The 16,716-nt window shown below is 64.8% G+C and carries 16 protein-coding genes; 11 read left to right on the forward strand and 5 right to left on the reverse strand.

Features of this window, described 5'->3' with window-relative positions; genetic code table 11:
* Window positions 1–2: 2 nt before the first annotated feature.
* Together hydA and AC0L2J_RS09825 are read right to left on the reverse strand one after the other, a co-directional pair.
* Window positions 3–1,412, reverse strand: a complete 1,410-nt coding sequence (gene hydA, locus AC0L2J_RS09820) for a dihydropyrimidinase (protein ID WP_473389008.1) — start codon at window positions 1,410–1,412, stop codon at window positions 3–5.
* 11 nt (window positions 1,413–1,423) lie between these two features.
* Window positions 1,424–2,164 (reverse strand): maleate cis-trans isomerase family protein, encoded by a 741-nt coding sequence (locus AC0L2J_RS09825; protein ID WP_473389009.1) that lies wholly within the window; start codon window positions 2,162–2,164, stop codon window positions 1,424–1,426.
* Between the two features lie 205 nt (window positions 2,165–2,369).
* Between AC0L2J_RS09825 and AC0L2J_RS09830 the strand changes: the two genes are divergently transcribed.
* Both AC0L2J_RS09830 and AC0L2J_RS09835 read left to right on the forward strand, forming a co-directional pair.
* The gene (locus AC0L2J_RS09830) at window positions 2,370–3,080 is read left to right on the forward strand and encodes a GntR family transcriptional regulator (RefSeq protein ID WP_473248324.1); all 711 of its coding nucleotides are present in this window, start codon (window positions 2,370–2,372) and stop codon (window positions 3,078–3,080) included.
* A 2-nt stretch (window positions 3,081–3,082) separates the two neighbouring features.
* A complete protein-coding gene (locus tag AC0L2J_RS09835; protein ID WP_007608713.1) occupies window positions 3,083–3,832 on the forward strand; it encodes an aspartate/glutamate racemase family protein in 750 nt (249 codons plus the stop codon).
* Here the strand turns inward: AC0L2J_RS09835 and AC0L2J_RS09840 are convergent.
* The gene (locus AC0L2J_RS09840; RefSeq protein WP_473389010.1) at window positions 3,829–5,211 is read right to left on the reverse strand and encodes an amidase; all 1,383 of its coding nucleotides are present in this window, start codon (window positions 5,209–5,211) and stop codon (window positions 3,829–3,831) included. The genes AC0L2J_RS09835 and AC0L2J_RS09840 overlap by 4 nt on opposite strands.
* An 88-nt stretch (window positions 5,212–5,299) precedes the next feature.
* Between AC0L2J_RS09840 and AC0L2J_RS09845 the strand changes: the two genes are divergently transcribed.
* From AC0L2J_RS09845 to AC0L2J_RS09860, 4 genes are read left to right on the forward strand one after another with little or no spacing between them, the layout of a single operon-like run.
* Window positions 5,300–6,394, forward strand: coding sequence for an ABC transporter ATP-binding protein (locus AC0L2J_RS09845; protein ID WP_063992908.1), 1,095 nt, complete (start codon window positions 5,300–5,302; stop codon window positions 6,392–6,394).
* Window positions 6,395–6,424: 30 nt separating this feature from the next.
* Window positions 6,425–7,471 carry an ABC transporter substrate-binding protein gene (locus AC0L2J_RS09850; protein WP_473389011.1) on the forward strand — a complete coding sequence of 349 codons (1,047 nt, stop codon included), beginning with the start codon at window positions 6,425–6,427 and terminating at the stop codon, window positions 7,469–7,471.
* A 4-nt stretch (window positions 7,472–7,475) separates the two neighbouring features.
* Entirely contained in the window at window positions 7,476–8,339 is an 864-nt protein-coding gene (locus tag AC0L2J_RS09855; protein ID WP_473389012.1) for an ABC transporter permease, read from the forward strand.
* Complete coding sequence (locus AC0L2J_RS09860; protein ID WP_007608706.1) at window positions 8,339–9,154, forward strand: ABC transporter permease; 816 nt, start codon at window positions 8,339–8,341, stop codon at window positions 9,152–9,154. Before AC0L2J_RS09855 ends, AC0L2J_RS09860 begins: the two co-directional genes overlap by 1 nt.
* Here the strand turns inward: AC0L2J_RS09860 and AC0L2J_RS09865 are convergent, their stop codons facing one another.
* The gene (locus tag AC0L2J_RS09865) at window positions 9,155–9,490 is read right to left on the reverse strand and encodes a hydroxyisourate hydrolase (RefSeq protein ID WP_473389013.1); all 336 of its coding nucleotides are present in this window, start codon (window positions 9,488–9,490) and stop codon (window positions 9,155–9,157) included.
* 26 nt (window positions 9,491–9,516) lie between these two features.
* On the opposite strand from AC0L2J_RS09865, the gene AC0L2J_RS09870 reads away from it, so the two are divergent.
* Together AC0L2J_RS09870 and AC0L2J_RS09875 are read left to right on the forward strand one after the other, a co-directional pair.
* Window positions 9,517–10,713 (forward strand): MFS transporter, encoded by a 1,197-nt coding sequence (locus AC0L2J_RS09870; protein ID WP_473389014.1) that lies wholly within the window; start codon window positions 9,517–9,519, stop codon window positions 10,711–10,713.
* On the forward strand, window positions 10,694–12,061 hold the full coding sequence (locus AC0L2J_RS09875) for an amidase (RefSeq protein WP_473389015.1): 1,368 nt from the start codon (window positions 10,694–10,696) through the stop codon (window positions 12,059–12,061). Before AC0L2J_RS09870 ends, AC0L2J_RS09875 begins: the two co-directional genes overlap by 20 nt.
* Before the next feature lie 32 nt (window positions 12,062–12,093).
* On the opposite strand, the gene AC0L2J_RS09880 is transcribed toward AC0L2J_RS09875, so the two are convergent.
* Window positions 12,094–13,050, reverse strand: a complete 957-nt coding sequence (locus AC0L2J_RS09880) for a MurR/RpiR family transcriptional regulator (protein ID WP_063992913.1) — start codon at window positions 13,048–13,050, stop codon at window positions 12,094–12,096.
* A 240-nt stretch (window positions 13,051–13,290) separates the two neighbouring features.
* Between AC0L2J_RS09880 and AC0L2J_RS09885 the strand changes: the two genes are divergently transcribed.
* From AC0L2J_RS09885 to AC0L2J_RS09895, 3 genes are all read left to right on the forward strand, one after another.
* Window positions 13,291–14,832 carry an ABC transporter substrate-binding protein gene (locus AC0L2J_RS09885; RefSeq protein ID WP_063992914.1) on the forward strand — a complete coding sequence of 514 codons (1,542 nt, stop codon included), beginning with the start codon at window positions 13,291–13,293 and terminating at the stop codon, window positions 14,830–14,832.
* 79 nt (window positions 14,833–14,911) lie between these two features.
* Window positions 14,912–15,856, forward strand: coding sequence for an ABC transporter permease (locus AC0L2J_RS09890; RefSeq protein ID WP_473389016.1), 945 nt, complete (start codon window positions 14,912–14,914; stop codon window positions 15,854–15,856).
* On the forward strand, window positions 15,853–16,713 hold the full coding sequence (locus AC0L2J_RS09895) for an ABC transporter permease (RefSeq protein WP_473389017.1): 861 nt from the start codon (window positions 15,853–15,855) through the stop codon (window positions 16,711–16,713). The genes AC0L2J_RS09890 and AC0L2J_RS09895 overlap by 4 nt, the downstream gene beginning before the upstream one ends.
* The last annotated feature ends 3 nt before the right edge of the window (window positions 16,714–16,716 follow it).

Raw genomic sequence — 16,716 nt, forward strand, 5'->3', positions numbered from 1 at the left:
GATCAGATCAGGCTCGACCTGCCGCGGCTGAGAATGTCGCCTCCGCCTTTGGCGCCGACGATCCTGCCGTGTTCGTACACCACCCGGCCACGGGCGATCGTGGTTACCGGCCATCCCGTGACGTCGAACCCTTCCCATGGCGTGTAGTCCGAGCCATGATGCAGATCGGCCTGCCGAATAGGTTTCTTCAATTTGGGGTCCCACAGCACGATATCCGCATCGAAGCCGACGCCGATCGAGCCCTTGCGCGGATAGAGGCCGTAGATGCGTGCATGGTTAGTTGCGGTCAGCTCGACGAATTTTTGCAGGCTGATCCGTCCCTTCGACACGCCTTCGGAGAACAGAATCGGCAGCCGGGTCTCGACACCCGGAATGCCGTTCGGCACCCAGCGGAACGAGGTGCGGCCGTTCGGCGTCAGCTTGCCCTTGGGATCGTCGTAGCGGAACGGGCAATGATCGGACGAGAAGGTCTGGAACACTCCCGTGGTGATGCCTTCCCAGATCGCCTGCTGGCTTTCCACGTCACGCGGCGGCGGCGAGCAAACATATTTCGCGCCTGACATGTCCATGTTCAGGCCCTTCATGTCGTCGGCCGTCAGCGTGATGTATTGCGGGCAGGTCTCGGCATGGACAGGCAATCCGCGCTGCTGGGCCCAGCGCACCTGCTCCATCGCCTCGCGCCCGGAGACATGCACGATCATGATGGGAACGCCGATCACCTCGGCATGACTGATGGCGCGATGCGTGGCCTCGCGTTCGACCGCCTGTGGCCGCGAGACGCCGTGATAATAGGGCGCGATATGGCCCTCGCGTTCCAGCTTGGAGGTCAGGAAACGGATGGCGTCGTAACCCTCGCAATGGACCATCACCAGCGCTTCCTCGCGGCGCGCGACCTCGAAAACCTCCAGCAGCTGCTTGTCGCTGAGCACGAGGTCGTCATAGGTCATGAACACCTTGAACGAGGTGTAGCCGTCCTTGACCAGCGCCGGTAGTTCCTGCCCGAGCACGACCGCGGTCGGATCGGAGATGATGAGATGGAACGCCGTGTCGATATAGCACTCGCCTTCGGCGAGCTTACGGTAGTTCTCGACGCAGGCCCGCAGCGACGTGCCTTTCTCCTGAAGCGCAAACGGGAGGACCATGGTGTTGCCGCCGGCGGCTGCCGAACGCGTCGCCGAGGCGAAGTCGTCGGCCATCACCACGTCGGGGCCGGAGGCCTGCGAGATGTGGACATGGCTGTCGATCCCGCCCGGCAGCGCCAGCAGCCCGGTCGCGTCGATCTCGCGGGCAGCACTCTCGATATGATCGGCAATGCTGACGATGCGGCCGTCGCGAATGCCGATATCGGCGCGAAACTCGTCGCTAGCCGTCACGATCGTGCCGCCGCGAATGGCGAGGTCGAGCTGCGTCACAGGAGTCTCCGTCACTTGATGACCGCCGATGTCTGGAAGATCCGTCCCCAGTCGGCAAGAGCCCCGGCGTCGCCGCCGGCGAGCTCCAGGATTCGCCACAGCGTGACCGCTACCGAATCGAGCACCGCGACATTCAATTCTCGTTCGAGCGAGGCCGCCAGGGCGGCGCCGTCGAGGTTGGTGCAGAGGATGACGACAGCATCGGCGCCGTCAGCCGCCACAGCGCGGATCATGCCAGCAATCGTCGCAGGCGCGACCTCGCCGAATGAGAAATTGTCGCGCAGTCCGAGGTGCCGCTCCGCGTGCGGGGCGACCCCCTCCTCGGCCCAGACGTCACCGATCCGCCGCTGCACGTCGTCGGTATAGGGCGAGACCAAGCCGACACGTTTGGCGCCGAGCGCACGGGCGGCATCGATGCAAGCAAGCGTCGACGTTGTCGCAGGCACGCCCGTGCGCGCCGTGATCGCCTCGCAAAGGCTCCGGTCGCGGCTGATGCCGAGCCAGCTTGCGGAGGTACCGTTCCAGGCGATGGCATCGACCTTCGCATCAGCCAGCAGGTCCGCCGCCGGCAGCATCACCGAGGCGTCGAACTGGTTCAGCGCGGCGACGTCGAGTGCAATCTCGGTGACGCGAAAGCGTGAGAAATGCGCGCTGACGCCATCGACGCCATCCAGCATGGCGCTGGTGACGGGCTCCAGGACCGAATTGGAAGACGGCGTGATCATGCCGAGGCGTTTGCGCAAAATTGACATCGATCGCAGTCGCTCCGTTGCGGCGAAAGCGCTCCTCCGCTTCCTCAAAAGATCATCCGCGTCCGCATCCGTCCACGCAACCCGCAATCTGCATGCTGCATACAATTTATTCGATATGCACGTGTTTTGAGCCACATACGTCTTCTATTTGGGCACCCCACATGAAGGAAATTGGCTACGATCGCACGTCAGCAGGAAGGTCGGCGTGCAGCAGAAATCCGAACCGATTCCGGGCCGAAAGTCGCCCAAGCTCAAGCGGATGGGCCTGCATGAGCGCGCGGCCGCGCGGATGCGGACGATGATCATTCGTGGCGAGCTGCCGCCGGGATCGCAGACCCAGGAAACAAAACTGTCGAAGGAGCTCGGGGTATCGCGCACGCCGCTGCGCGAGGCGATCAAGGTGCTGGCCGCGGAGGGATTGATCGAGCTGCGCCCCAACCGCAGCCCGCGCATCGCCGATATCGCTGTCGACGGCATCTCCGAATTGTTCGAGGCGCTGGCCGGGATCGAGCGGCTGGCCGCCGAGCTTGCCGCGGAGCGCGCCACCGAGCGTGATCTCGCCCGGCTTCGCACGCTTCAGACCCGCATGGAAGGCCATCATCGCAACGGCAAGCTCGACGAGTACTTCGCCATCAACGGCGAGATTCACAACACCATCGTCCGCATGGCGCGCAACACGCCGTTGCGGGAAGCGCACGAGACGCTGATCTCCCGCGCCGAGCGCGCGCGTTACCTCGCGCTCGGCGCCGACCGGCGCTGGAGCAATTCGGTCGACGAGCACGCCGGCATCCTTGCCGCGCTCGAGGCGCGCGACAGCCAAACCGCAGGACGCCTGCTCGGCGCCCATGTCCGCCGCACCGGCACGGCGCTGCTCGAAGTCATCGCGGCCTCTCAAGCCAAGCAGACGGCGGCGTAATCATGAAGCTGCTGCTGCTCAACCCGAACACCAGCACCGCAGTCACCCAGTTGATGACGGATGTCGGGCAGCGCGCGGCAGGGCCCGGGACCGAGCTGATCCCCTGCACCGCCACCCGCGGCGTGCCCTATATCTCGACACGCACCGAGGCACAGATCGGCGGTGCCATTGCGCTGGAGATGCTGGCCGGGCAGCATCGCAAGGTCGACGCAGCGATCATCGCGGCCTTCGGCGACCCCGGCCTGTTCGCCGCGCGCGAGACCTTCGACATTCCCGTGGTCGGCATGGCGGAAGCGGCAATGCTGACTGCCTGCATGGCCGGAAGGCGTTTCGCCATCGTCACCTTCGCCCAGGCGCTTGGCCCCTGGTACGAGGAATGCGTTCGCGCCCACGGGCTGTGGGAGCGCTGCGCCGGTATCCGCATGCTCGATACGCCGTTCCAGGCGATCTCGGAGGTCGGCACCGAGAAGGAAGATGTGCTGGTCGATCTCGCCCGGCGCGCGATCGTGGAAGACGATGCGGACGTGTTGATTTTTGCAGGTGCGCCGCTCTCGGGCCTCGCTGAGCGAGTCGCCGACCGGATCCCCGTCCCCGTGGTCGATCAAGTCATAGCCTCGGTGAAGCAGGCCGAGGCGCTGGTGGCGCTGCGCCTGCGCAAGGCAACCGAAGGCACGTACCGCCGCCCCGCCGCCAAACCCACCATTGGCCTTGCCGATGCGCTCGCCGCCCGGCTCGAGCATCGCGACAGCTAGGGGAGCTTCGGCCAGCGATGGGAAAAACCGAGTTCGTTCTCGATGACACGGCCGAAGGCGAACAGGCGGGATTCGCATCCCGGTGGTGCGGTGATCTGGATGCCGAACGGCAGCTCGTTCTCCGCTCGCGGTGCCGGCAGGGTCAGGACCGGGAAACCGACCAGCGACACGATGAAGGTGACGGCGAGATAATCGATCGGCGTCTCCAGCGCAGCGCCATCGATCGCGGTGACGTCGCTGATTTCATTGGGCCAGGGCAAGACGGACGCCGCCGGCGCGACCAGGAAATCAGTGTGGCTGAACAGCTCGCGAAAGCTGCGGTAGATGCCGGTGCGGCGCCGCTCGGCGTTGAGATAGTCCTCCGCGGAGAGCTTTGCGCCCGCCTCGATATTCCAGATCACGGTGGGCGTGAGCTCGGCGCGGCGCGCCTTCAGCAGCTCTCCATAGCTGTTGGCGATGTGCGCGCCGCGCAGCGTCCGAAATGTCTCGATCGCACCGCCGCAATGGGGCGCGGACGGTACCACATCGGCAACGACCGCGAGTGCCTCGCAGGCCGCGGCGAACCGCGCACGGACATCGCGTGCCACGGGCGCGACACCGAAATCGGGCGTCACTGCGATCCGGGGACGGATTGCAACCGGCCGCTCGTCATTGACTACGCCCATCGAGAGCGGGTCATGCACATCGCCTCCCGCACAGACCGACAGCGCCAGTTCGAGATCGTCGACACCGCGGGCCAGAAAACCGTGGGTGGCGAGCATGTCCCAGCCGAGCGGGCGGCGATGCGACGGAATCCGGCCGGGCGTTGGCCTGATCGAGGCGACATTGCAAAAGCTCGCGGGCGTGCGCACGGAGCCGCCGAAATCGGTGCCATGGGCCAGCGGCACCATGCCGGCCGCGACCGCAACCGCGGAGCCGCCGGAGGATCCACCCGAGGTCAGCGCGGGATTGAAGGGATTGCGGGTCGGGCCGCACAATTTGTTGGTGCAGACCGCACCGAAGCCGAATTCCGGCGTGTTGGTCTTCCCCAAGATGATCGCGCCGGCACGCCGCAGCCGCGCGACCACGAGATCGTCCTCGGCCGGAACGTGATCACGAAACAGAACCGACCCATAGGTGGTCGCGAGCCCCGCCGTGTCCGTGAGGTCCTTGATCCCTACCGGCACACCGTGCAGCGGGCCGATCGGCGCGGGCGCGGCATCGCAGATTTGCGCGGCACGGCGGGCGCCGTCGGCATCGACAGTCACGAATGCCGCCAATTGCACGTCTTGGTGCGCAATCCGTTCGAGATCCGCCTCGACAACCTCGCGCGAGGACAGTTCGCCCTTGGCGATGGCGCGCGAGAGAGCCGTGGCGGTGAGATCGCAAATCGACGTCATCGGCCCACCATGCCAAACCTCGCAGCGAAAAGCGACCAGCCCGGGCACGAGACTTGCTTTCTTCCTCGGGAGAATGGGAGGCAACATCATGGCTGAAGCGCAAGGCGGCCGATCGCTCGTCGTCGACGCCGTCACCCACCGCTATCCGAGCGGCGCCCTCGCGGTCGAGAACATCAATCTCGACATCAAGGGTGGCGAAATCATCGCCCTGCTCGGCCCCTCCGGCTGCGGCAAGACTACCCTGCTGCGCATCATCGCCGGCTTCATCGCACAGACGCAGGGGCGGATCATCGTCGGCGACGACATCGTCGATGCGCTGCCGCCGAACCGCCGCGCGGTCGGCATCGTGTTTCAGAACTACGCACTATTCCCCCATCTCAGCATCAGCGAGAACGTCGCTTACGGGCTTGCCGCGCGCGGCATCGACAAGGCGACCCGCCAGCGCGAAGCGCAGCGCCTGCTGGATCTGGTGCAGCTGCCGACCATGTCGGAACGGTTGCCACGGCAGCTCTCCGGCGGCCAGCAGCAGCGCGTGGCGCTCGCTCGCGCGCTGGCGATCAAGCCGTCGATCCTGCTGCTCGACGAGCCCTTTGCCGCGCTCGACAAGAATTTGCGGCTGGACATGCAGATCGAGGTCAAGCGGCTGCAACGCGTCTCCGGCATCACCACGGTGATCGTGACCCATGACCAGGAAGAAGCACTGTCGATGGCCGACCGCGTCGCGGTGCTCAGCCACGGCAAGCTCGAGCAGTTCGGATCGCCGTCCGACGTCTATGACCGACCGCAGACCCTGTTCGTGAACACTTTTGTCGGCGCCAGTAATCGCATGCCCGGCGTGGTCCTCTCGGCGGATCGGACGGCAGCAAAAGTCCGCCTCGATGCCGGCGCGGAAATCATCGCGCGTCCCGCCGGCGGCGCCCTCACCGAAGGTGGCCGCGTCACCGTGTGCATCCGCCCCGAGCATCTGCAATTCGTCGGTGACGAGACCGGCTTTGCCGGCGTGGTCGGCATGTCGCTGCCGCTTGGGGCCACGGTCGTGCACGAGGTCACCACCGCGGACGGCTCCGGCGTCAAGATCTCCCAGGCGCGCATCGGCGAGACGCGCGCCCTGGAGAGCGGCGCCGCGGTGCGCCTCGCGCCGCTCGCCCCGTCGCTCGCCAACGCTTTTCCTGCAACGCTTTAAATCCAGTTTTCGTCCAGAGGGAGTTTGACCATGATCATGAACCGCCGAAGCCTGATGACGACCGCACTCACACTCGGCGCCATGAAGGCGTTTCCCGGATTGAGCTACGCCCAGGCCCGACCGCTGGTGTTTGCGACCTTCACCGGAAGCTGGGAGGAGGCGCACAAGGCCGTGCTGGTGCCGGCCTTCCGCAAGGCCAACGCGGACGCCGCGATGGTGCTCGACCCGATGCTCTCGGTCGACCAGATCGCCAAGGTCAACGCCGCCAAGGCCAATCCGCCGATCGACGTCATGCTGCACGATCCCGGCCCGGCCCTGGTCGCGATCGGCCAGGACCTTGTCGAGCCGTACCCCGTCGAGAAGAGCGCCTACTACAAGGACCTGATCGCCGAGGCCCAGGAGCCGATGGGCCCTGCCCCGTTCTTTCAGGTCGTCGGCCTCACCTACAATCCGGAGGCCGTCAAGACGCCGCCGACCTCCTGGACCGATCTGTGGAAGCCCGAGTTCAAGGGCCGCGTCGGCATCACCAATCTCAACTCGACGCTCGGCACCGGATGGCTGGTCGAGATCGCAAAGATGCGCGGCGGCTCTGAAGCCAATGTCGATCCTGGCTTCAAGGCGATCGAGGAGCTGAAGCCCAACCTCGCCGCGGTCGCCGCCAATCCCGGCGCGCTCGCCACCCTGTTCCAGCAGGGCCAGATCGATATCTCGCCCGGCAATTTCAACGCCATCCAGATCCTGAAAGCGCGCGGCGTGCCGGTCGAGTTCGTGGCTCCGAAGGAAGGCGCCATCGCCTTCAAGACCACGATCCACATCGTCAAGAACTCGCCCAACCGCGAGCTTGCCTTCAAGCTGATCGAGGCGTCGTTGACGCCCGAGGTGCAGACCACGCTGATGAACCCGCCCTATTTGATCGTGCCGACCAATTCCAAGGTGGCGATGGGCGGCGAGATCGCGCGCGTGCTCGCCAAGGACACCGCCGAGCTGAAGCAGAAATTCGTGTTCCAGGACTGGAAGAAGATCAACGAGCAGCGCTCGGCCTGGATCGAGCGCTTCAACCGCGAGATCAAGATCTAACGCCATGGGCGCAGCACCGGCATCACGGGACGTCACCTCCTACGGGATGGGATTGGCAGCGCCGCTGGCGCTGTTCTTCCTGGTGTTCTTCGTGGCGCCGCTGCTGCAATTGCTCTGGCTCTCGCTGCACAACGACACGGCCGCGCTCCAGTGGGGGTTCGGCCAGTACCTGCAGTTTCTCACCGACCCCTTCAGCCTCAGCGTGCTCGGCTCGACGCTGCTGCTGGGCGCCGAGGTGACGGCCGTCTGCCTCGTGCTCGGCTTTCCCATTGCATGGCTCTATCAGCGGGTCGGGCCGCGGCTTCAGACCATCATCATCCTGATCGTGCTGCTACCGCTGCTGACGAGCGTCGTAGTACGCACCTTCGCCTGGATCGTCATCCTGGGCCGCCAAGGCATCATCAATGCGACCCTGCAATCCCTCGGGATCATCGATACGCCCTTGAAGTTGCTCTACACCCAATTGGGCGTGGTGATCGCATTGGCGCAAGTGCAGATGCCGCTGATGACCTTGCCGCTGATCACCGCGCTCGGCCGGATCGACTCCAATCTCGACGATGCCTCCTGCTCGCTCGGCGCCGGAAGCTGGCGCACCTTCTTCAAGATCGTGCTGCCGCTGTCGCTGCCCGGCGTGATCGCCGGTTGCACACTGACCTACGCCGCGGCAATCACGGCCTTTATAACCCAGTCGCTGATCGGCGGCGGCCAGATGCTGTTCATGCCGATGTATCTCTACCAGCAGGCTTCGACGCTGCAAAACTGGCCGTTCGCATCGGCGATCTCGATCATCTTTCTACTGGCCGTGCTCGCGGTCGTCTCCGTCTTCACCACGCTCGGCCGCCTGTCGCGCGGCGATGGAGGTGCGTGATGAGCGGGCGCAAGCGTACTCTGGAGGCGTTCAGTTTTGAGCTGGTCATGAGCCTGATCGCCGTGATCGCGCTGATCATCATCATCGCGCCGTCGCTGGTGGTGTTGATCGTCTCCTTCACCAGCGGCTTCTCGCTACGGTTCCCGCCGCCGGGCTATTCACTGCGCTGGTACGCCGAATTGTGGAATGCCTGGCAGCTGCACTTCGCAGCCAAGAACAGCCTCATCGTGGCGCTGTGGGCAACCGGCCTGTCCGTCGTGCTCGGCGTCGCGGCTTCGCTGGCGATCTCGCGCTCGCCGACGTTGTCCGCGCGGTTGCTCGATTCCCTGTTCATGTCGCCGCTGGTGCTGCCGGCGCTGGCCTTCGGCCTTGCGGCGTTGATGCTGTTCTCGCTGGTCGGCCTGCCGGTGTCGCCGCTGACGCTGGTGATCGGCCATACCGTGGTCTGCGTGCCCTATGTCGTCCGCAACACGATCGCGGCGCTCGCCCAGCTGGAGCCGACCCTGCTGGAGAGCTCGGCCGTGCTGGGCGCCAGCCGCATCTACACGTTCCGGCGCATCGTGCTGCCGCTGATCCGGCCGGGCATCATCGCGGGCGCCTTCATCGCCTTCATGTCGTCCTTCGACAACGTGCCGGTGTCGCTGTTCCTGCGCGACGCCGCCACCGACATGCTGCCAATCCGGATGTGGCAGGATCTCGAGGGCAAGCTCGACGTCACCATCGCCGCGCTGTCGGGCGTGCTGATCATTGCGACCGTCGCGCTGGTCGCGATCATGGAGCGCGTCACGGGGTTGTCGCGGCGGCTGACCAACTGATCAGGCGCCGCGGAACAGCGAATAGCCCCAGCGCGTGAATTTCAGCGGCAGGTGAAAATGCTCATCAACATTCTTGATGCGAAAGCGGAACGGCGTCACCGTGAGAAAGCCGTCCTCGTCCGCAAAGAAGTCGCCGAGATGAAACAGGACCTCGTACTCGCCCGCCGTCACGCCCGCGCCTTGCGCAACGGGATGATCGAGCACGCCATTGGCACCAAGCCGTCCGTCGGCGATACGGAGCGAGTCCGGATCGATCCGCCAGATCTCGACCCGCAGGCCCTGCGCCGGGCGTCCGCTCGCCACATCGACCGCGTGAATGGAAATGCCGCCTGCCACAATATTCCCCCCGAGAGCCCGGCACCATGGTAGACGCAAACACGGCCGTTCGACCAGCGCCCGCATTGCTGCCGGCGCTTGGCGCCATGACCTTATTGCAGGCGCTGGTGGCTCTGGCTCTGTTCGCGCCGGGCGTGGTGGCACCGCGCGCCGATATCGAGGTCTGGCAGCTCTCGATGTTCTCCTGCGCCGTGTTCGCGGTCGGCATTCCCGCCTCGTTCTGGGGCGGCGCCTTCATCGCCCGCCTGGGCTCGCTGCGGATCGCGAGCCTCTGCGCGGCGGCGATCATCGCCAGCATGGCGCTGGCTTCGCTCGGCTCGACGGCGGCCCTGCTCGCAGCCGGCCTCTGTCTTGGCCTCGCCTTCGGACCGGAGACGCCCGCAAGCGCGGCGCTGCTGGCGCGGCTCGTGATGGCCGAGCGGCGCGCGTTCGTGTTCTCACTTCGCCAGACCGGAAACCAGATCGGCGCCGTCTGCGGCTCGCTGGTTCTGCCCGCGATCGCAATCTCGCTCGGGCCAGCCTGGTGCTATGCCACCGTGGGCGCCAGTGCGCTGCTGGCGATAGCGTGGTTCGAGCGCCTCCGGCCGGCCTACGCCGTCAAGGTCGTGCCACTGCCGGAGCGTGGCCTCCGCACGCGGCTGGCACTGGTGACCGCGGATCGACGCATCGGAATGCTGGCGCTGGCCTCGATGCCCTTCAGCGCGATGCAGGTGTCGCTCAACACGCTCTTCGTCACGCTCGGCACCCGCGAGCTCGGCCTCAGCCATGTCGAGGCCGGCATGGCGCTTGCTTGCGCCCAGGCCGGCGGCCTGATTGGCCGGCTCGGCTGGGGCTTCGTCGCAATGCGCCTCAATGCCTCGCGCGGAGTTCTCGTCGTCATCGGCCTCGGTATGAGTTTCTGCGCCGCGCTGCTGGGCCTTGATGGCGCCTCACTCGGTCGCACCGGCCAGTTCGCGATTGCAGCTCTATTCGGCCTGACGGCCTCGGGATGGAACGGTGTCTTCGTCGCCGAGATCGCACGCCTCGCCCCGCAGGACAGGATTGGCGAAACCACCGGCGCGGTGCTGACCGCATCGTACGCCGGTCTCTTGGCAGCACCGGCGCTGGTGTCGCTCCTGGACAGCGCAGCCAGTCTCGGTGCCGCCTTCTTCGCCTTGGCGTGCCTCGCCCTCTGCGGCACATTGGCACTGATCTGGGGAGGCCATGACAAAGGGAAGAAGTAGCGCGTGCGAGATTGCGGCCGACGTCTCCGCCGGACGAACGAGTGCGGTCGAGACCGCCAAGGCCGCGCTTGCGCGCATCGAGGCCGCCAAGGCGCTGAACGCGGTGGTGACGACCGCTCCCGCGCGTACGCTTGCCGACGCTGCGGCGGTCGATGATCGCCTGCGTGCCGGCGAGACGATGCCGCTCGCCGGTATCCCCGTCATCGTCAAAGACAACATCTGGGTCCGTGACTGGCGTGTGACACAGGGCTCGCGCCTGTTCGCCGAATTCGCCGCGCCGCAGGATGCGATTGCGATCGAGCGGCTGCGCAAGGCCGGCGCCGTCGTGGTCGGCATCGGCGCAACGTCGGAATTCGCCTGCAAGGGCGTGACCACCTCGCCGCTGTATGGGCCAACGCGGCATCCGCTCGATCCAAAGTTGACGCCCGGCGGCTCGTCGGGCGGCCCTGCCGCCGCGGTTGCGGCCGGCCTCGTGCCGCTAGCGATCGGCACCGATGCGGGCGGCTCGAGCCGCAGGCCGCCGGCCCATGTCGGCGTCGCCGGGTTCAAGCCGTCCTATGGCGCGATTCCCTATGGGCCCGGCTTCGCCGAACCGTTCTTCGGCCTCTCCGTCATCGCGCCGATCGCCACTGACATTGCCGATATCGCGCTGGCGTTCGAGGCCATGGCCGGCGTCGATCCGCGCGACCCGGATTCAGCCGGCATCGCTCAAGAGGCCAAAAACATCGCCGGTCTGCGCATCGCGTTCTCGCCGCGCCTTGGGCTCGACGTCGCCGTCGATGATGCTGTCGCTGAAGGGCTCGTTTTCGCCATCGCGCGCCTCTCCGCCGCAGGCCTCGGAATCGCGCAGCGCGATCCCGTCTGGCCGGCGGGCGCGACGGAAGAGGCCATCATGCCGCTTCAGCACGCCGGCCTCGCCGCACTCTATCGAGACGCCTTCCGCGAGGATCCGACAGTGTTCGATCCTGACATCGCCAGACAGATCGAGCGAGGGCTGTCGTGGTCGGGCGCCGACGTTGCCGGTGCGCTGCTGGCAAGCGCCGCAATCGCCAATGCTTTCGCGGCATTCTTCACCGAGGTCGATCTGCTGCTGGCGCCAACTGTCCCCTGTGTCGCCTGGCCATTCACGCAGCTCGGACCCGACATGATTGGTGGCCGTGCGGCGAGCCCGCGCGCGCACGCGGTGTTAACGCCCTTTGTCAATCATGCCCGGCTACCGGCGATCTCGATACCTTGCGGAACTGATCGGTGCGGACTTCCATTCGGTCTTCAGATCATCGCCGCACGCGGACAGGACCGCACGCTGCTCGAAGCAGCGCTAGAGATCGAGGCCATGTTGCGAACATAATCCCGAGGGGCGGCGGTGCGCTAATTGCCCGCTCAGTCTCCTAGCGGCCCTTTGGCGTCCCCGTCGCTCCCCTTCAGCAACTCGTATTTGATCCGCCGCATGCGTGCCTGGGCTTCGAGCGGTTTGCAATAGGCAGTTGACGCCGCGAGCAGGTCGATGGTGGCAAGAATTGCATAACGCGACGCCGTCGGCTTGAGCGCGTCGGGCGCTTCCGGCACGTGCACGCCAAGCGCAATATCGGCAATTGAAGCCAGCCTGCTTTGCGGCCTGGTAATTGCGACGACCAAGGCGCCGTATTGCTTGGCGATACTGGCTGCCTCGATGACCTCGTTCGCTGCACCGGTGGTCGAGATGGCAACGACGACGTCATCCCGCCCGAAGGTCGCGGCGACCATGCGCATCAAGCTCGGATCGGAGGCATGCGAGACGGCAATCCCAAGACGAAAGAACCGGTTCTGAACTTCCGCCGCCGCAAGAGTGGAACCGCCCCCCACCCCGAACGCTGCAAGCTTCGAACAGCGGGAGATCGCTTCGGCAGCCCTCTCGATGTCCTCCTTGCGAAGTCCCTCCTCGGCAGCGGCAATTGCACGACGAATTTCCTGAAACACCGACCGCCAGAGCGCGGGGCGCGCCAGATCGGTCCCGACATGCGGGGGAAGCTCAACGTAAATCCGCCCGACCGCCATTGCTTGAGCCAGCCTCACCTTGAGGTCGCGGACGCCCCGGCAACCGACGGAGCGGCTGAACCGGGTTACTGTCGGCTCGCTGACGCGCGCCCGACGGGCCAACTCGGAATTGCTGGCGTGAACGGCATACTCCATATCGGCCAGCAGCACGGTGGCAACGCGTTGCTCGGACGGGCTGAGGCTTGGAGCGCTCTGCCTGATGAGGGAGATGATGTCGCCGGCCACGACATTGTCGTCGTCCGGCGGCTTCGAGATTCCTGCACGAACGGCTCTCGCCGGGTGATTTCGCTTTGCACGCGCCATTGCCCGCCCTTCCCCAGGTCAGATCAACCTGCGCCCTTGGCAAGAAGCTGCCGTAAGAAACCTTCAGCATCGACCAAACGTATATCGGCATGCCTCATCAAGAACAGCATTTTCCACTTGATAATTGCCAAATTGTGTATGTAACTTTCAAACAAGCAATAGCGTGCCATCAGCCAAACAGCTGAAAGGCACATCCCCTGCACCTGGAAGCAGGCGGTTCAACAAGGCGGGAGGGCGATCATGAGATACGGTCCAAGTGTCTTGATGCGTGGCGTCGTGGGGCTGGCCACCGCATCGTTCTTGATTGCGCAAGCGAATGCCGCCACCCTGCTGCGCGAAGCCACCATCGGAGAACCGCCGCCGCTCGATGTCATGCTGACGACAGCCGACGTCGCATCGGTCATCGGCCGCCATATCTTCGAGACCCTATATGCGCTGGACTCGACCTATACGCCGCGTCCGATGCTGGCCGAGAGCGATCGCGCGGAAGACGGCGGTCGGACCATCGTCATCAAGCTCCGCGAAGGTGTCCTCTTCCACAACGGCAAGGAGATGACCGCCAAGGACGTGGTCGCCTCGATGACGCGATGGGGCAGTTTCGGTGCGCGCGGCAAGCTCCTGATGGCGGCGGCTACGTCGGTCGAGGCGACCGGAAAGTATGAAGTCACGCTGAAATTGTCCGCGCCAAACGGCGCCTGGAAGGCTCTCATTGCGGACGTCAATGGCGGTCTTGCGATCTATCCGGAAGACATTGCCGCCAAAGCGGGAAACCGGCCGATCGAGCAAAAGGACTATATCGGCACCGGACCTTACAAGTTCGTGGAGTGGCGGCCGAACCGCTATGTCGAGGTGGAGAGGTTCGAGGGCTACAAGCCGGTGAAGGAAAAGGGCGATGGCTTCGCCGGCGCCCGAGTTGCGAGCTTCGACAAGATCCGTTTCATTCCGGTGCCGGACGTCGGCACGCGCGTGAGCGGCGTGCAGGCGGGCGACTACGACTATGCGGAAATGATCTCCGGCGATCTGTACGACTCCCTGAGCAAAGATCCATCGGTTCAGGTGCAGCGTACCAACGCGCCGATCTTCGGCCTTTTCTTCATGAACTCGAAGCAGGGAATCCTGAAGGATAATTACAAGCTCCGCCGCGCCATCCAGACCGCGCTGGACAAGTCGCAGGCGCTGCGCGTCGCCTTCGGTCCCAAGGACCTGTGGAATGCCGAAGGATCGATCTTTCCCAACGGCACACCCTGGTACTCGACCGAAGGCGCCTCCAATTACAGTGCGCACGATCCGAAGAAGGCCAAGGAGCTCGCAAAGGAGGCGGACTACACGGGGACGCCGATCCGCCTGCTGGTCTCGACGAACTATCAGGCACACTATGACGAAGCTTCCGTCTTCACCCGCCAGCTGGCCGACGCCGGGATCAATGTTCAGATGATGGTCGTCGATTGGGCGACCCTTCTGAAGATGCGCGGCCAGCCGGAACAGTGGGACATCTTCGTCACCCACCATTCCTTCGCGCCCGACCCGCTGCTGCTGACGTTCCTGAATGCGAGCTATCCCGGCTGGTGGGACAGCCCCGAGATCGGCTCGCTTCGGGCTGAGTTGATCAACACCACCGATCCAGCCGCGCGCAAGTCGACATGGGACAAGATCCAGTCGCTGATCTATGAGCAGGTCCCGGTGATGAAAGTAGGTGATGCCTACACCTATGACATTGCTTCTCCCAAGCTCAAGGGGCTCAACCCAAACGGTCCCGTGTTCTGGAATGTGTCCACGAAATAAGGACGGGCAATGAGGCCGCGAGGACTGTCGAGCGCCGGCGCCGGCGCGCATCGTTGCCGCTGACCAGGCGCACAAGCACATGTGGTCTTACGCATTCAAGCGCGCAGGAACGACGGCGGTGACGCTGCTGGCAGCGTCCATCATCATCTTCGCGTTCATCCATATCGTGCCGGGTGACCCGATCTATGTTCTGCTCGGTGACACCGCGACTCCCGACCAGATCGACGCCTTGCGACACCAACTCGGTCTCGACCAACCGATTATCCTGCAATATCTCGCTTGGGCCGGCCATGTGCTCGAGGGCGACCTCGGGCGGTCGATCTTCTTCCAGGCGCCCGTGCTGTCGGTGATTGCCGATGGCGCCGAGACCAGCACCTTGCTCGCCACCATGACGATGATCTGGGTTGCGGTCATCGGGGTGCCGATCGGCATGATTGCGGCGGTCCGGCACGGCACGTGGCTCGATCAGGGATTGTCCGGCGGGGCGATGCTGATGGCCTCGATACCCACGTTCTGGGTCGGGCTCTATCTGATCCTGATCTTTGCCGCCTGGCTCGGTTGGTTTCCGAGCTCCGGTTATCCGTCGATCTTCGAAGGTGGTGTCGTCAATCTCCGATATCTCGTCCTCCCCAGCCTGGCGCTTGCGGCTCCGAATGCCGCTTTGATCCTGCGGCTGACGCGCGCCAGCATGCTCGACGTCTCCCGGGAGGACTACGTGCGCACGGCGCGTGCAAAGGGAATTAGGCCGTGGCAGGTCGTGCGTCGCCACATCTGGCGTAATGCACTCCTGGCGGTCGTCTCGGCCTTCGGCTTCACCTTCGCCGCACTGTTGTCCGAAGCGGTGGTGACCGAAACCGTGTTTGCCCTGCCCGGCATCGGCCGCCTCGTCGTTCAGTCGATCCTTCGTCGAGACTACCCTGTGATCCAGGGCGTTATCCTGGTCATCGTGGTGGTTTATCTCCTGATCAATCTGATCGTCGATCTGAGCTATCGTCTGCTCGATCCGCGGGTTGAACTCCAATGAGCAGCAACAGCGTGACCTTGTGGCTCAAGCCGTTTGTCGCCCGCCCGATCGCGCTGGCCGGGCTCGGGGTTCTTCTGGCGACTGTACTCGCCGCAGTCTTCGCACCGTGGCTGTCGCCTTACGATCCGTATGCCATCGATCCGCTGATCCGCCTGACGCCCCCGAACGTGACGCACTGGTTCGGCACCGACCAATTCGGCCGGGATACCCTCTCGCGCACCATTCATTCAGCACGCATGGCACTTCTGATCGGCTCGGGCGTGGTCGTCTTCGCTCTCGCGACAGGCGTTCCGGCCGGCGTACTTTCCGCTCTGTTCCCGCGGCTGGGTCACCTGCTGATGCGCATGGTCGACGTGCTGATGGCCTTCCCGACCCTGCTTCTCGCACTTGGCCTGATTGTCATCTTGAGCCCGAGTGTGGCCACCGTCATTCTGGCCATCGGGATCGGCTACATGACGACGACGACCCGCATCGTCTACGGACTGACACTGCGCTTGCGCGCGGAAACCTATGTCGAGGCGTCCCGCAGCATGGGCGCCGGAACGGCATGGCTCATCAGTCGGCACATCTTGCCGAACCTGGTCTCACCACTTCTCGTGCAGGCCAGCTTCGTCTTCGCGTTCGCGCAGCTCGGCGCGGCTTCACTCGATTTCCTGGGCCTTGGCGCCCCGCCGGACATTCCGAGCTGGGGCAACATGCTGGCGGAATCGCGGACCTTCATCACCCGCGCCCCGTGGCTGCTCTTCTTCCCAGGCATGATGATCGTGGTGACGGCCTTTTCTCTGAACCTGGTTGGCGATGCATTGCGCGACCGACTCGATCCGAGGTTCCGTCAAGTCTTCGGTGAGAAGGGTTAGGCT

The organism is Bradyrhizobium sp. MV1.5 (genome assembly GCF_055807615.1).

Excerpts from the sequence above, each read along its gene's own strand:
- AC0L2J_RS09825 (WP_473389009.1), bottom strand. The coding sequence starts at position 2,164 with ATGTCAATTTTGCGCAAACGCCTCGGCATGATCACGCCGTCTTCCAAT.
- AC0L2J_RS09835 (WP_007608713.1), top strand. The coding sequence starts at position 3,083 with ATGAAGCTGCTGCTGCTCAACCCGAACACCAGCACCGCAGTCACCCAG.
- AC0L2J_RS09840 (WP_473389010.1), bottom strand. The coding sequence starts at position 5,211 with ATGACGTCGATTTGCGATCTCACCGCCACGGCTCTCTCGCGCGCCATC.
- AC0L2J_RS09845 (WP_063992908.1), top strand. The coding sequence starts at position 5,300 with ATGGCTGAAGCGCAAGGCGGCCGATCGCTCGTCGTCGACGCCGTCACC.
- AC0L2J_RS09850 (WP_473389011.1), top strand. The coding sequence starts at position 6,425 with ATGATCATGAACCGCCGAAGCCTGATGACGACCGCACTCACACTCGGC.
- AC0L2J_RS09855 (WP_473389012.1), top strand. The coding sequence starts at position 7,476 with ATGGGCGCAGCACCGGCATCACGGGACGTCACCTCCTACGGGATGGGA.
- AC0L2J_RS09860 (WP_007608706.1), top strand. The coding sequence starts at position 8,339 with ATGAGCGGGCGCAAGCGTACTCTGGAGGCGTTCAGTTTTGAGCTGGTC.
- AC0L2J_RS09870 (WP_473389014.1), top strand. The coding sequence starts at position 9,517 with ATGGTAGACGCAAACACGGCCGTTCGACCAGCGCCCGCATTGCTGCCG.
- AC0L2J_RS09875 (WP_473389015.1), top strand. The coding sequence starts at position 10,694 with ATGACAAAGGGAAGAAGTAGCGCGTGCGAGATTGCGGCCGACGTCTCC.
- AC0L2J_RS09880 (WP_063992913.1), bottom strand. The coding sequence starts at position 13,050 with ATGGCGCGTGCAAAGCGAAATCACCCGGCGAGAGCCGTTCGTGCAGGA.
- AC0L2J_RS09885 (WP_063992914.1), top strand. The coding sequence starts at position 13,291 with ATGAGATACGGTCCAAGTGTCTTGATGCGTGGCGTCGTGGGGCTGGCC.
- AC0L2J_RS09890 (WP_473389016.1), top strand. The coding sequence starts at position 14,912 with ATGTGGTCTTACGCATTCAAGCGCGCAGGAACGACGGCGGTGACGCTG.
- AC0L2J_RS09895 (WP_473389017.1), top strand. The coding sequence starts at position 15,853 with ATGAGCAGCAACAGCGTGACCTTGTGGCTCAAGCCGTTTGTCGCCCGC.